The organism is Arthrobacter sp. W4I7, from assembly GCF_030816215.1.
In the GTDB taxonomy this organism is placed as follows: Bacteria; Actinomycetota; Actinomycetes; order Actinomycetales; family Micrococcaceae; genus Arthrobacter; species Arthrobacter siccitolerans_A.
This window is the reverse complement of sequence record NZ_JAUSXU010000001.1, coordinates 4,474,846-4,487,493: the sequence shown is the minus strand read 5'-3', so window position 1 is coordinate 4,487,493 and position 12,648 is coordinate 4,474,846. Positions and strand designations below refer to the sequence as shown.

At 59.4% G+C, this 12,648-nt stretch carries 11 protein-coding genes; 1 reads left to right on the top strand and 10 read right to left on the bottom strand.

Going from position 1 to position 12,648, the window contains the following annotated elements:
* Positions 1 to 204: 204 nt before the first annotated feature.
* From QF047_RS20405 to QF047_RS20370, 8 genes are all read right to left on the bottom strand, one after another.
* The gene (locus QF047_RS20405; RefSeq protein WP_307280884.1) at positions 205 to 1,380 is read right to left on the bottom strand and encodes an MFS transporter; all 1,176 of its coding nucleotides are present in this window, start codon (positions 1,378 to 1,380) and stop codon (positions 205 to 207) included.
* 384 nt (positions 1,381 to 1,764) lie between these two features.
* The gene (locus QF047_RS20400) at positions 1,765 to 2,586 is read right to left on the bottom strand and encodes an ATP-binding cassette domain-containing protein (RefSeq protein WP_307280882.1); all 822 of its coding nucleotides are present in this window, start codon (positions 2,584 to 2,586) and stop codon (positions 1,765 to 1,767) included.
* 37 nt (positions 2,587 to 2,623) lie between these two features.
* Positions 2,624 to 3,505: an ABC transporter ATP-binding protein gene (locus QF047_RS20395; protein ID WP_307280880.1), complete on the bottom strand. Its 882-nt coding sequence runs from the start codon at positions 3,503 to 3,505 to the stop codon at positions 2,624 to 2,626.
* Between the two features lie 48 nt (positions 3,506 to 3,553).
* Positions 3,554 to 4,456, bottom strand: a complete 903-nt coding sequence (locus QF047_RS20390; RefSeq protein ID WP_307280877.1) for an ABC transporter permease — start codon at positions 4,454 to 4,456, stop codon at positions 3,554 to 3,556.
* On the bottom strand, positions 4,453 to 5,436 hold the full coding sequence (locus QF047_RS20385; RefSeq protein WP_307280875.1) for an ABC transporter permease: 984 nt from the start codon (positions 5,434 to 5,436) through the stop codon (positions 4,453 to 4,455). The genes QF047_RS20390 and QF047_RS20385 overlap by 4 nt, the downstream gene beginning before the upstream one ends.
* A gap of 98 nt (positions 5,437 to 5,534) precedes the next feature.
* Complete coding sequence (locus QF047_RS20380; protein WP_307280873.1) at positions 5,535 to 6,965, bottom strand: ABC transporter substrate-binding protein; 1,431 nt, start codon at positions 6,963 to 6,965, stop codon at positions 5,535 to 5,537.
* Positions 6,966 to 7,168: 203 nt separating this feature from the next.
* The gene (locus QF047_RS20375; protein WP_307280871.1) at positions 7,169 to 8,119 is read right to left on the bottom strand and encodes an ROK family protein; all 951 of its coding nucleotides are present in this window, start codon (positions 8,117 to 8,119) and stop codon (positions 7,169 to 7,171) included.
* Positions 8,103 to 9,113 carry an SIS domain-containing protein gene (locus QF047_RS20370; protein ID WP_307280869.1) on the bottom strand — a complete coding sequence of 337 codons (1,011 nt, stop codon included), beginning with the start codon at positions 9,111 to 9,113 and terminating at the stop codon, positions 8,103 to 8,105. Before QF047_RS20370 ends, QF047_RS20375 begins: the two co-directional genes overlap by 17 nt.
* Positions 9,114 to 9,234: 121 nt before the next feature.
* On the opposite strand from QF047_RS20370, the gene QF047_RS20365 reads away from it, so the two are divergent.
* Positions 9,235 to 10,485, top strand: a complete 1,251-nt coding sequence (locus QF047_RS20365; protein WP_307280867.1) for an ROK family transcriptional regulator — start codon at positions 9,235 to 9,237, stop codon at positions 10,483 to 10,485.
* 135 nt (positions 10,486 to 10,620) lie between these two features.
* Here QF047_RS20365 and QF047_RS20360 read toward each other — a convergent pair whose 3' ends face one another.
* Together QF047_RS20360 and QF047_RS20355 are read right to left on the bottom strand one after the other, a co-directional pair.
* Positions 10,621 to 11,559 carry an N-acetylglucosamine kinase gene (locus QF047_RS20360; protein WP_307280865.1) on the bottom strand — a complete coding sequence of 313 codons (939 nt, stop codon included), beginning with the start codon at positions 11,557 to 11,559 and terminating at the stop codon, positions 10,621 to 10,623.
* Positions 11,556 to 12,590: an SIS domain-containing protein gene (locus QF047_RS20355; RefSeq protein WP_307280863.1), complete on the bottom strand. Its 1,035-nt coding sequence runs from the start codon at positions 12,588 to 12,590 to the stop codon at positions 11,556 to 11,558. Before QF047_RS20355 ends, QF047_RS20360 begins: the two co-directional genes overlap by 4 nt.
* Between the last annotated feature and the right edge of the window lie 58 nt (positions 12,591 to 12,648).

Here is a 12,648-nt window from a genome sequence, read left to right as displayed (position 1 = left end):
CTGATTAGGCATTTGGTGAAACTTGGTAGGCCTAGATACTCCGCGCACGGCGACGGTCTGGACCGGGGAAAGGGCCGCCTATGTGCGCAAATGCCCCAGGTACAAGTGGGCCTTAACCTTGTGAGGCCGCAATGGTGAATCCTCAGGCTGCGTGAGTGGGTGGGCGGTTGTTAGCAATTTCGTGGCACTACACCAGATCGCTCCTCATGGCTGTTCCGCTGGGGAGGCGACCCGTAAATCCTTTCGTTCCCCAGGTCCTGGCGGATAGGAGGCAGCGCCTCCGAGGAAAATGATGAGAATAGCGACTAGAGCTGGTACCGCGGCTGCCCATGGCAGCAGCAGCCCTCCTCCCAGGGTCAGGGCAAACCCTCCGTAGAGCGCGCCCACGGCGATGCCCAGTTGTGTAGTTAGGACCTGTAGTGAGTTGGCCGCGTCCCTGTGTGGGCCCCCTGCCCGCAGGATGGCCGTCTGGTTGTAGACGCCGGCTGCATTAAGGCTCGCGCCCCAGATGAACATCAGGGCTACGAAGAAGGCTGGATTTCCGCCTAGGACCGGCAATACCAAATATGCCCCGGTCATTAAGGCCGTAGCGGTAAGTACCGCCCGCCGGGGCTGCCGGTCAACAGTGATACCGGCGATCCACAGTCCTGCAAGCCCGGACACTCCGATAATCGAAAGGGCGAAACTGATGGTGTGGGAAGGGAGCCCGGCGGCGGAGATGAAGGGGGCGATATAGGTGAAAAGTGTGAACCGTCCCAGGAGCAGTAAAGGCCAGGCTAGGGCAATCAGGATGACGCCTTTGCGGGCTGCAGCAAGCCGCAAGGACGGACGCGGAGTATCTGCCACATCGGTTCCTTTCGGCAGCAACCACAAGGCCAGCAGTGCGAGGAACGCGCCGGCGCCTCCGAGGAGCAGGAAGGCTTCCCTCCAACCGACTGCAGAGCCCAGCGCAGTGCTGAGGGGAGTGCCCACGGCCAATCCCAGATTGTTGCCGCCGAATACGATGGCCATAGCCTTACCGACTTTAAATTCCCGAACCAGCCGGGCGACGAAAGGTGCCATGACCGACCACAGCAAACCGTGTGCGATACCGCCGATGAGTCGGGCTGAAACTGACACGGCAAAAGTAGGGCTGAATGCTACGAGGACGTTGCTGAGCGCGATTGCCGCAACCGCCAATACCAGCAACGTTTTGCGGGGGACCCGGGCACATATCTTGGTCAACGGCAACACGGTGATCACTATGATTCCCGCGTAGCCGGTGGCCAGGTACCCGACCTGTGGTTCCGGTACGCCGAATCCGCTGCTGATCTGTGGCAGCAGCCCCGCTGGCAGCAACTCTGTAGTAATCGAGGTGAAGCCGATGGCTGCAAGGATCAACAGAGCGCCTAAGGGGAGCCGCCCGGAGGAGGAAACGGTTGTATTTGATGTCACGTGCAGAACCAAGCTTCGTCTTGAGGAAGGGGACTGTTCTTCTTTACGACAGGAAGAGGGCGGAAGAGACTGGTTGCAGGGAAGGAACATGCCGCCATAAGCCTTGCGGCAGGGGAAGTCTGGACAGGCGGTACTGAAATACGTCATCCAACTTCCGCGGGTCTTAGGGGATGGTGAAACACCATCTGGTACTTGCTTTAGCGAGAATCGGAGCGCGGCCGAAGCAGGGATCCTGCTTGCAACGCTTCCCTGCCTTCAGCTCCCTTGGCTGGTTGCCTGGGAAGGTTCCCTCCGAGAAATGGCTGGTTCCTGCTTCGGCCGGTACGCGAGTTAGAGCGCTGATCGAATCCATTCCCGGGCCAGTCGTGGGTCGGGTACGGGAGCTGAGGCGAGCAACTCCTGGGTATAGAGGGTGGCGGGGGAAAGGAACAGTTGTTTCTTGGGAGCATGTTCAACGATCTTTCCTGACTTCATTACGTACACCTCGTCGGCGACCTTGTTCACGACCGGTAGGTCATGGGTAATGAAGAGGTACCCAATATTCAGCTCCGTCCGCAAACGATTCAGAAGGTTCAGGATGCCGGCTTTAACTGAGACGTCCAATGCTGATACCGCCTCATCAGCGATGATTATGGAGGGACGGAGGATGACTGCGCGGGCTATGAGCACGCGCTGTCGTTGGCCGCCGCTGAGCTGATGGGGGTACCTGTTGGCGTACATTTGGGCGGGTTTCAGATCCACAATTTCCAGCGCTTCGTGGACTTTTTTCTCCACCTCCTCCCGACCTCGGGCGATACCGTGCAGCCGAATGACCTCTGACAGGATTTGGTGAACGGATTTGCGTGGATTTAGCGCCGCTGAGGGATCCTGGAGCACGCATTGGACAGATGATCGGAACTTCATCGTCTGTGCTCTGCTCATCTGGGCCAAGGGCACCCCGTCAAAGGTCACGGTGCCTTCGTCCGGCGGGATCAGGCCCAGGAGCATTCTGGCAACCGTGCTTTTTCCGCTGCCGCTCTCACCCACCACGGCAGTGAAGTCACCGGGCGCTACGGACACGGTGACCTCGTCAACCGCCTTGACGTGCGCCTGGCCATTAGCCTTCTTCAACCGGCCAAAGGTTTTGGAAACATTCGTTGCAGTAAGTAACATCGTCGGTCCTTTCGCTGGACGGTCAGGGTCATGGGGGTCATGGACGGTTTGCGTACTCGCTGACGTACAAATGTGGGGAATCATCGGACAGGCTTTTTACGCAGCGAAGAAGCTCTTTTGTGTAGCTGTGCTCCGGGTCGTAGAAGATCTTCTCGGTTGACCCGGATTCGACGATTTCTCCGCGGTACATGACATAGATCCGATCGCACAATCCTGCAACGACGGCAAGGTCGTGGGTAATGAGCAGCAGCGAAGTGCCCAGCTCCTCAACGCTTTTGTCCAATGACTTCAGTACCCGCCGTTGCACGGTGGCATCCAGGGCCGTTGTGGGCTCGTCGGCTATGAGTAGTTCTGGAGATTTAGCTAAAGCTATGGCAATGAGTACGCGCTGCCGCATGCCGCCGCTGAGTTCGAATGGGTAACGACGGGCGACTTCAAGAGGCGAGGGCAGCCCCGCCAGTTCGAGGCAGCGCATTGTTTCCGTCGCGGATTTGTCGGCCGACCTTCCCCTCACCACGGCTTCGTGAACCTGTTTTCCAATCCGCATGGTGGGGTTGAGAAAGCTGGAGGGGTCCTGAAAAATCATGCCGATTCGTTTGGCCCGGATGTCCCGCCATGATTTCTCGTTTCCGCCGAGCAGTTCGGTTCCGCGGAACTTGATGGACCCTTGAACATCCACGAGGGGAGATTCCGGCAGGAGCCCTGAGAGCGCCCTTACCGTGACCGATTTGCCGGAGCCGGACTCTCCTACGATCCCGACACGCTCTCCTGCGTGGACGGTCAGATCGACGGATCTGACGGCCTGAACAAATTGCTTGGATCCCGTCGGAAGCTTCACGCTAAGGTTCGCGACGGACAGCATTGGTTCAGCCGTTTTTGCCACATCAGATAAAGCCGCATAGGCGTCTGTGTTGCCCATTGTTCCTCGGTTTCTGGGTAATTTCCCGGTGTGCATCATTCGAAACAGCTACTTGACCCGGCTTAGGCTCGGGTTGAGGCTGTCATTTAACGTGTCACCAAGCATGTTCGCGGCGAGGACGACGATGAAAATGGCCGCGCCGGGCAAGAGCGTCAGCCACCAGGCCGACTGCATATATGCTTGCGCCTCGAAAAGCAGCGCTCCCCAACTGGGTCTGTTTGCATCTCCAAGGCCTAGGAAGGCCAGTGAAGACTCAGCCAGAATCGCCCGGCCCACCGTCATGGTTGTTGCCACCAGAACGGGGGGCAAAGCGTTGGGCAGGACATCGGACCAAAAAATCCTCAACGGCCGAAAGCCGGCAGCCCTGGAGGATTCGACGTAACCGAGTTCAGCGATACGCATGCATTCAGCGCGCACGATCCGGGCGACTCCGGGCCACATGGTTAAAGCCAGGATGATGATGATCAAACTGATGTTGGCGCCAAGCATCGCCACAGCGACGAGGGCAAGGATGATGCCCGGAACCACTTGGAAAAACTCGGAAATCCTGGTCAGGATGGAGTCTGCGAGCCCACCGTAGAAGCCTGCAAGTCCGCCGACGAAAATCGCGACAGTAAGGCAAATGCTTGCTACTGCCAGGCCTACGAGTAGTGATACCTGTCCGCCTATCATCATCCGGGCCAGCAGGTCCCGTCCGAGTGAATCAGTGCCCGCGAGGTTTTCGGAGTTGGGCGCTTGCAGTACCTCGAAGCGGGTGTCACCGGGATTGTGGCTGAACAGCGGTCCGAGGTAACAGAAGACCAGCACCGAAGCGATTATCAGCAGGAAGATGGTAGTTGAAGGGCGCCGGAAGAACACCCGCGCCCGGCTTTCCTTCGCAAACGAGTTGGGGTTGGGGCCGTCGGAAACGGCCGAAGGTGCTGCAATCAGAGAATCCATTTGATCAGTCACTTGTTTGTTCCTCGTGTAACCCGGAAGCGCGCTCGAATGCGGGGATCGACCAACCCATATACGGCGTCCGTCAAAATATTCACTATTACGATGGTGATCGTCATCATCAGCAGGATGCCCATGACGACCATGTTTTCCCCGGTCTGGATGGAGGTGTAAAGCAGCGAGCCCATTCCTGGCCAGCCGAATACTTTCTCCACGGTGACTGCGCCGGCGATCGTGTAGCCGAGGCTGTACCCAATGACGGACACCATCGGGAGCATGGAGTTCAAAATCCCGTGCTTTCGGAGAATTTCAAAGCCGGTGAGTCCCTTGGAGCGGGCGGTATCGATATAGTCCTGGCCCAATACCTCGATCATGGTTGAGCGCATGATCCGTGTCTTGAATGCGAGTTCTGCCACGGCCAAGGAAACGAGGGGAAGAATTAAGTGCGGAAGTGATATCCCGGGCTTGGAATAGGACGACATTCCTTGGGCGGGGAGCAAGCCGAGGTTGACGGAGAAGAGCAGGATCAGCAGCAAGGCCAGCCAGAAGCTTGGGATGGAAAAGCCGGCTACGGCGAGGAATGAGATTGTTCCGTCTTTGGTGCGGGAGCGCGTCCGGGCGGCCATGGTTCCCAGCACCACAGCCCCTGCCGAGGAAAGAATCAGGCTTGGGATGGTCAGAATCAGGGTGTTGCCCAAACGGCTGAAGATAAGTTCCGTAACCGGTTCCCTGGCCGCGAAGGAGTAACCGAGGTTCCCTGTTGCGACGTTTGTGATGTACGAGATGAAACGTTCAGGTATGGATCTGTCCAGTCCGTAGGCCTGCACCATTTGGGTCCTGAAGGCTTCGCTGACCGGTACGTCTCCGACCAGGGCCTGAATCGGATCGCCGGGGGCAAGTTCCAGCAGGACGAACATGATGAGTACGACCACGAAAATAAGCAGCAACGACGAGCTGAGCAGCTTTACAAAGTACTTGACCCCCGCAAGGTTCACGGAAAATTCCTCTCGAGATTAGAAGGGCGGGGCACGAGACATACAGGTGATCTCGTGCCCCACCGGTACTGCAGGTTTAGGACAACCGGGCGTGGGCCTTAGCCTTTGGCCACCAAGCCGCTCCAGTCCCACCGGTCCCGACTGTTGAATTTCTCGATCCCGTCCCACTTGTCGGCTCTGTACGATTCGACTTGGTTGTTCGAGATCAGGGGGATGGTGCCCAGTACGCTGGCCACAGCGTCTGCTGCCTTCTTCATCGCGGCGAGCCGCTGTTCGGGGTCAGCGATGGTGGCGATGTCAACGAAGGCGGCATCTATGGCCGGGTCGCAAACGCCGGTTGGGTTGCGGTATGCCAGGTTCTCGGGATTACAGACGAACGCTCTGGCCACGCCCAGACTGGGGTCAGCGAAGGCTCCCAGGTTTACCAGCGTCAGGTCGAATGCGTGCTTGGTGAAGGTATCCTCTGCGTAGACATTGGCTTCCTGCCCGACCAGGTTGACATGTACGCCAATGGTTTCGAAATTGGCCTTTATCAGCTCAGCCGTTCCCACGAGGAGCGGGTTGCTGCCCAGGAAGTTCAGGGTGAGGCTGAATCTTGTGCCGTCCGCTCCGGCCGGATATCCGGCTTTATCGAGCGCCTCTGCCGCCGATTCGAGGTCAAACGCGAACTGTTTTGTGAAGTCGGTGGAGGGATCAAGGGCCCATGTCACCTGATTGGGAACTGGTCCGACGGAGGGTGTGCCCGTATCCTGGAACACCTTTTCGGCGATCGCTTTCCTGTCCATGGCCTGGTAGAGCGCGGATCTCACTTCGTAGTTCCTCAGAATAGGATTCGCAGTGTTGTAAAACCCGTAGAGGTGCTCGGCCATGGTCGCTGTTTCGAAGGCGAACCGGTCGTTGCCCTTCATCGTCGTGATCTGGCTGAGCGGCAGGTTGATCGGCAGGTCCACTTCGCCGCTTTGGAAGGCAAGTGATCGCGCCGTCGCGTCCGGCATGACCCGGTAGACGATGGAATCGACGTCGCCTTGTTCGCCCCAGTAATTGTCGTTCTTGTCCAGTATCACCGAGTCGCCGCTGGTGAATGATTTGAAAGCGAAAGGACCGGTGCCCACGGGATTCAGATTCGCCGGATTCGTCTTAACGTCGGTGCCCTCGTAGAGGTGCGCAGGCAACATCGCATGTGCGGTCATCGCCCGGACGAGCGGGGCAAAGGGTGCTGAGAGTTTCACGATGGCGGTTTTATCATCCGGGGTCAGCGTCTCTTTATAGACGGCTTTGATCGGGGCGCCCAGGGGGTGGAGGGCCATCATTTCGTCGAAGTAGAACTTAACGTCTCGTGAGGTGAAGGGTTCACCGTCATGCCACTTAACCCCTGTGGCGAGGTTGAAGGTGAACTCGGTGGCGTCCTCGTTTGCGCTCCAGGACTCCGCGAGGCCTGGGGTTACCTCGTAGTCCTTGCTGAGATGAACCAACGGGTCATAGAGCGCGCGGCTGACGAACGTTGCTGCCGCGTCGGTTGTGATGCCCATGTTGAAGTGGGGCGGGTTGGCCGGAATCGCGACAACGAATACGTCCTCGGAATCTGCGCTTTGTCCGGATGTATCAACACACCCGCTGAGCATGCCAGCCGCGATAAGGACAGCGGCGGCCTTGATGAGCTTACTTAGTGGTCTCATAATTTCGAGCCTTTCTAGGAGGTTTTGCAGTGCGCAACATGGACCACCCGAGTCCGCTAGCGTGCCCCGGCGGTGTCGGGAAGGGCCTCGGCCCGCGTTGGAGTACCCATTTCCAGTTCATGACGGGCCATTTCTGCAGCCCCTACCCATGGGGACATGCTTCCCAGGGCGGCTGGAATGATCGGAAGCAACTTGCCGTGTTGGACACTGATGACCTCCCGGGCGATGTCGATGGCCTGGGAACGGTATACGTGAGCGCCGCTGCCCAGACCCCCACCAATGACGACACAGTCCGGGTCATACATGAGGACGAGGCTGGCAATGAGCGCACCCAGATGCCAGGCCGCGTGGTTGACGATGGCGACCGCCCCCGGGTCCCCGTCTTCTGCCGCCGTCATTACAGGTCTGGCATCGCGTGCCTGTGGCCCCGAGAAGGCGCGGGCTATCCCGGGGCCCGAACAGATGCTTTCTACATGCGGGAAGTCGCAAGCGGGCCTATCGCAGCGGGCCTGCGGTGTGTAGCCACTGAAGTAGGCCGCGTTATGCGCGCCGTTTAGCGGTTTTCCATTCACCAAGAAGCTGTGGGAAACCCCCGTGCCAACGGTTATGTACAGCAGGTGACCGTAGGCTTTTCCTGCTCCTTTTGCGTACTCCCCGACGGCACCAGCGGCGGCATCGGCGTAGACGAAGGCCGAACGGTCCCTCGTAGTCAACACGTCCGCGAGAACCTTGCCCTGCCAACCGAACCAGCCCCGGGGGTCTCGTAATGCACCGTCGTGGTCGAAGGTAGTGGCCACCGAGACTGCGAGTACAGGAGCGCCGGCAACCTGCGGGTCCGAAAGCAAAGCTTCCAATGCGCGTACATTCGCGTGACCATCAAAGGGGGTGGTGGGTGCAGTTCCCAACGGCACCGGCCGGCCGTCCTGGTCCAGATACCCTGCGGCTATTTTCGTTCCACCGATATCGACGCCGACAATCTCCGGCGATGTTTTAGTGTTCGACGACAAGGTTGTCTTCATCCGTGATCGAGTGGGATGTGTAACGGAACTGGCCAATCGGGATCCCTGCCGCTTCCCCCCACGCATACGAGATGACCGCCGGGACCAGAAGGCTGACCAGCGGCAGAAATTCATCATTTGTATCGATAGGGATGTCCCCGTCAACAGGGCCCACGACGATGACGTTGCTGACGATGTCCTTCAGGGCACGGGCAAACGAGCTATCGAGCTGCGCGGCACGGCCCTCGGACGCGGCGAAGATGATGGATAGTTGGTTATCGCTGATCGCTTCGATCGGGCCGTGCCGGTAGGTGCTGGACTCCCATGCGGACGCAGGCACCCGGGCGATTTCCCGGGCAATAAGCGTTCCCTGCTCAGCTGTTGCCCGAAACGCTCCACGGCCAAAGAACTCGATGTAGGAGGGGGCTGTCGGTGCGAGCTTCACAATCGCCGGGAGCGCATCCAGCACCGACTGGGCAGCGCGGACGCATGAAGACCAGTCAGGGGCAGGCTGGCCGGCGCGCGCCCGCGCCAGCTTGTAGAGCGTGAAGTAGGTCGTGATCCAGGGACCAAAGGGGACTCTTGTCGCCGGAGTCAGTGCCTGGTCAATGATCACGTCGCACAGTTGGGCCAATTCGCTGGCGGTGTCGTTGGTAATGCAAATGAGGGATTTGCTTCCCATGTTCCGCAGCCGCTCGGCAGCGCGGATGGTCTCGACACTGGTGCCACTGTGCGAAACAAGAATCACTGCTTCATCGATATCGGCCGGAGCCCCCTCTGCATGCAGCGCATGGGATGCAAGTTCGGCCCGGGCATCGACCCCGCGGGCGAGAAAGGCTTCCACGGCAGCACAAGCTGCGTTGTACGAGCCTCCCATGGCGATGATCCGGACGGCAGAAGCATTATTGACGATGTCGAGGGCGGCCACAGGGACTTCCCGGGATGCTACCTCGGCGATCGTGCCGGGGATGTGGGCAAATTCAGCGGCAAAGTTCAGGTGCATTGTGTGACTTTCCTGTTGAGTAACAAGCGCATTAGACTTAGTTCGGTAAGCGAATGAACTAACAGGGTTGAAGTTAGCAAACTACCTTGGGAGTTACAAGAGGTTGGCTGCAATAGGCTCAATGGCTGATAGTTTTCGACAAGCACGACATCAAGGAGACAGGATCGAAGTGCCAGCGGGTTATCTCACAGAAAGCGGCCGGACCGTCCTGGCGTCATTGATCGCGGAAGGGTTCCAAAGCCGGCCAGGCATCAGCAAAATGACTGGGCTCTCCAAGCAGACGGTTTCGCTTGCCATCGCAGAGCTCGAAAGCCTCGGCTTCGTTGAAGTGAAAACAATTCAGCAAGGGCATACCGGCCGGGCCGCAGTCATTTATGAGGTCGCGGCCGGCGCGGGCTGGACTCTCGGCATTGACATGGGATCCACTCATATTCGTGTCGCCGCCAGCACGCTAACGGGCTTCCTCATTAAAGAGAGCGAATATGTTCTGCCTGATGCCCCGAATACAGCCAATGCCCTCTTCGCGGAAAGGGCCGGCAGCATAGTGAAAGCTCTTATCAGCGAGATCGAACCTGAACACGGTCCACTCAGAAGCGCCTGTGTAGCGCTGTCCCGAGCGCTGCCGGAGTTTCAAAATTGGCAGGGGCTTCAGGAAAGTGACTCGCACGGAAGCGACCTGCCGGACATCATCCGCCAGATCGGAATCCCCTCTGAGATACCCGTCTACGCGGAAAACAACGTGAACTGCGCGGCGCTTGGAGAACTGCGTCACGGGGATGCCCGCGGTCTGTCAAATATCGCTTTCCTGCAGATCGGCGTCGGAATCGGAGCAGGGATTATCACCAGTGGCGTCCTACTGCGAGGCGCGAACGGCCAGGGTGGAGAGCTCCGAAAACTGCGCCCATTTCCCATATACAAGGGGTGCGGAGACCTTCAGGACATTCTCGGAGCCGCTGGACTGCTCGAAAAATACAACAGCTGCCGGGGTTCCGAAAGCGGAAAGGATGCGTCGTCGGCGGAAGAAGTGTTCGCCAGGGCTCAAGCAGGATCCCCTGCAGCACAAATGGCCATTCGAGATGAAGCCGAGGGCATTGCCTTTCTAGCAACCGTCCTGGTGGCCGCCGCAAGTCCGGAACTGCTTGTCCTGGGCGGGGGCATCGGCCGTAATGAGAACCTCCTCCCGCTTGTGAAGCATGGGCTGGCGGAACAGGGCATCGATATTGCCCTCAGCAGGGGACACCTAGGCAGTGCCGCCACCGTCGCGGGCGCGGCCGCCCTTGCGGCGGAACAATACCTAAAAAATTTGTTGGGTGTGCAATTCTCGCGAGCCATCACCAGCTATGAGGCCCGCTGGTCCATGCTGCATCGGTAAATCACCCCTACCCTAATGCTCAGAAATGCAGCGAAAACCGTGAAACGGGTGAACGACACATGAGCCGTTGCCCGCTTCGGCGGCGTGGTGCGGATTGATCCACGCCGCCGAACCAGTCAACCCCTCGAACGAGAGTTATCTGCCAGATGTAGGCTCCGCCGCGGCAACCCCAGCTCCGTATTTTCCGGCTGCGTGAAGCGTGTGGGCGATCACGAGGGCGCCGGCTACCGGAGGCTGATCCAACACGACCGTGATGGCCTCTGGCTGGGAGGTCGCCAGTAGTGAGCGGACATCGGCGGCGAATTCCGGCTGGGAAGCGATGACGGAACCACCGAGCACGATCTGGTCCGCAGCTGCGCCGCGGCTTGCTACCGAATCCACGAGATCACCCAGGGAGCGGGCGGCGGCGTTGACCACCCATTTAGCAACGGGTGAACCTGCCACAGAGGCTGTGAATACAGCAGGCGCGAGGAGCGCCCATTGTTCGGGCCGTTCCAGCATGAGCTTCATACTGACTTCTCCGATGCGGGTTACTCCGGCCGCTGCTGTCAGCGCGGTTTCCAATATGGGATCCCTGTGGCCACAATCTGCCGCGATAAGGGCCGCGCGGACGGCTTCTCTGACCAGGCCGGTAGCACCACCGTCGTCGCCTACCAGCCAGCCCCATCCGCCGGCCGAGATTCCCTTCCCCTCAGGGGTGGTGCCGACGGCTATAGACCCTGTTCCGGAAATGACTCCGATGGCCTTTGGATAACCGGCAGCATAGGAAAGCAGATGTGCATCGTTAACGACGCGGACCGGGAAGGGCACCATCTCGGCGATGGCCTTTTGGAGGGCATCGCATTGTTCCTGGGTGTCGCATCCATGGGCACCAACAGCGAGGGCCGCAACGCCGCTGCCCACGTATTGGTCCACCAGGCCCAAAAGGACGCGGGCTTTTTCGGGAAAGCCTTCGCCCCTCCATGATTGCGTCGGTACCGTTACATCGACTGAAAGGATTCCGGAACCGGCGTCGGCGGCTCGCAGCGCCGTTTTGGAGCCACCGACGTCGATCCCTACAACCGTGGCGGTCACAACGTTCCGTCGATGACCTGCCGCACGCTGTCCACCTTCGTGTCGTATCGCGTGAACGCCCGGTCTTCGATGTTTCGCCCGAAGGCGTCAGCGGTGTGCTGAACAAGGCGCTGCATCAACGCCACCTCCAGCACGGAGCGCTGCACCGCAGAGACCTGCGGGATGCGGATAATTGTCGCGGAGGCTTCCACTTCCTCGTCGGTGACCAGCAGGATCGGAACACTCTTCTCCGAGAGCTGGTCAGCCAGCAGGCCTTCCCTGGCGCCGCCGATCAGAACATGAGCAGTAGAAGGACCGGCGCAGTCCATCGGTCCGTGCAGGTATGACCGGGTGTCCATAGCCATGGACGGAACGAACGGCCCTTCTCGGAACAGCAGTGCTCCCTGCTCAGCCGAGGTGAGGTTCGGGGCCGCAGCAACCACATCCACAGTTCCCCGCTCCGCAATCTCTGCGGCAAAGAGCCGAAGAACGTCATCGTTGTCGGCCATGACCTTCTCCGTCAGCGGCCCAATGTCGTCCCACCCTGCGTTTGTGGTTCCGGTAGTGAGCCACTCGGCCAGCAGGCCCAGGGTGGCAACCGTCGCCGTGAACCCAATCGAGGACATGCGGCTGTCGAGCAGGTCCCCGACACTGAGAACCGTCCCGGCCTCACTTGCCAGGGGGGAGTCCGAGTTATTGACTACGGCCATGCGGCATTCCCGCGGCACGGTCAGCAGTGCCTGAATCGTTTCCCTGCTGCGCCCGCCCTGGGAGATGCCGACGTAGACATCTGCGAGGGAGGGGCCTTCGTCGGGGACATCGGCACATGCCGAGCGGAAGGCAGCAACGCCTGCCTGGCGCAGGAAGTAAACGGGGGTTGCGGCGGCGGCATAGCTTGCACCGATGCCGGCGAAGAGAAGGCTTTTGCCCTTCACTGGTTCAGCTGCGCCTGTTGCCAGCCATTCGCGGACCTGTCGAACGGACTCTGTAAGCCCTGCAGATTGCGCCGCGATGCCCTCGTCGAACGTGAGCCATGGTCGGGTGGTTGTCATGGGATCTTCTTTCTTGAGCGGGAATATTAGTTAACCAGATAACCTTACTAATACGCGT

Excerpts from the sequence above, each read along its gene's own strand:
- QF047_RS20400 (WP_307280882.1), bottom strand. The coding sequence starts at position 2,586 with ATGTTACTTACTGCAACGAATGTTTCCAAAACCTTTGGCCGGTTGAAG.
- QF047_RS20395 (WP_307280880.1), bottom strand. The coding sequence starts at position 3,505 with ATGGGCAACACAGACGCCTATGCGGCTTTATCTGATGTGGCAAAAACG.
- QF047_RS20380 (WP_307280873.1), bottom strand. The coding sequence starts at position 6,965 with ATGGGCATCACAACCGACGCGGCAGCAACGTTCGTCAGCCGCGCGCTC.
- QF047_RS20370 (WP_307280869.1), bottom strand. The coding sequence starts at position 9,113 with ATGCACCTGAACTTTGCCGCTGAATTTGCCCACATCCCCGGCACGATC.
- QF047_RS20365 (WP_307280867.1), top strand. The coding sequence starts at position 9,235 with ATGGCTGATAGTTTTCGACAAGCACGACATCAAGGAGACAGGATCGAA.
- QF047_RS20355 (WP_307280863.1), bottom strand. The coding sequence starts at position 12,590 with ATGACAACCACCCGACCATGGCTCACGTTCGACGAGGGCATCGCGGCG.